Source organism: Vibrio sp. 378, from assembly GCF_033339435.1.
The window spans coordinates 1-1073 of record NZ_JAWOUO010000149.1; the positions used below are offsets into that span (position 1 = coordinate 1).

The following is a 1073-nucleotide window of genomic DNA, read 5'->3' on the forward strand; positions in this document are numbered from 1 at the left end:
GTGTTGGCATGTCGGTTTTCCCAGACGACGGTGATAACGCCGAGCAGCTGTTGGCGTGTGCCGATATGGCGATGTACCGCGTGAAGCAAGATGGCCGTGATGCGTTCTGTTTCTACAACCACAACATGAACCAAGATCTACAGCGTTACTTGGATCTAGAAAGTCGTTTGCGTAATGCGATTTCGAACCAACTGCTCGAAATGTACTATCAGCCAATCATCGAACTGAAAAGCGGTAAAATTGTTGGCGCAGACGCATTGATGCGTTGGAACGATGAGAAGTTTGGTTTCGTCAATCCAGAAGAGTTCATCTCGATTGCAGAGAAAAACGGATTGATTCATCAACTTGGCGAGTTCGCCATTCAGCAAGCGTGTCATCAAGCCTCGCAGTGGCAATCCATTTCGCCGTTGTTTGTATCGGTGAACTTCTCTAGCGTTCAATTCCGCTATTGTGATCGCTTATTGGCGTTCATTAGGCAAAGCCTAGAAGAATCGGGTTTGCCTGCTGAGCAATTTGATGTCGAGGTAACCGAGAGCTTGTTGTTTAACCATGATGATGAGTTGGTGGACATGCTGGATAACCTACGTGCGCTCGGTACCAAACTAACGATTGACGACTTCGGTACGGGCTATTCTGCACTGAGTTACTTGCAGAAGTTCCCGTTTGACCGTCTGAAAATCGATCGCAGTTTTATGCAAAACGTGTTTGAAAACGACTCTGATCGTGAACTGGTCAACGTGATCATTGCTATGGCCAAAGCCTTGCGTCTTAAAATTGTCGCAGAAGGTATCGAAGAGCAACGCCATGTGGATTATCTCAACGAGCTAAACTGTGAGTTCGGACAAGGTTTCCACTATAGCCGCCCTGTGCCAGCGAAGGAGTTTGAGCAACTTCTAAACCAACCTACTTGGTCATAACTCCTTTCAATACAACCTCATAGAAAAGCATTGATGTTATTTGTTCCTCAAATTCATTAATGCTTTTCCACCTTGAGGGATAATCGTTTTCCTTTCCTTGTTTTACACTACAATTAATTGATAGCTGATGGCCTGTGACGCCCGTCACGTAAAGGC

At 45.8% G+C, this 1073-nt stretch carries 1 protein-coding gene; it reads left to right on the forward strand.

The genetic code is table 11. The features are described from left to right. A partial coding sequence (locus R7Q48_RS24755) for a GGDEF domain-containing phosphodiesterase (RefSeq protein WP_318132759.1) occupies positions 1-917 on the forward strand: 917 nt, incomplete at its 5' end. Between the last annotated feature and the right edge of the window lie 156 nt (positions 918-1073).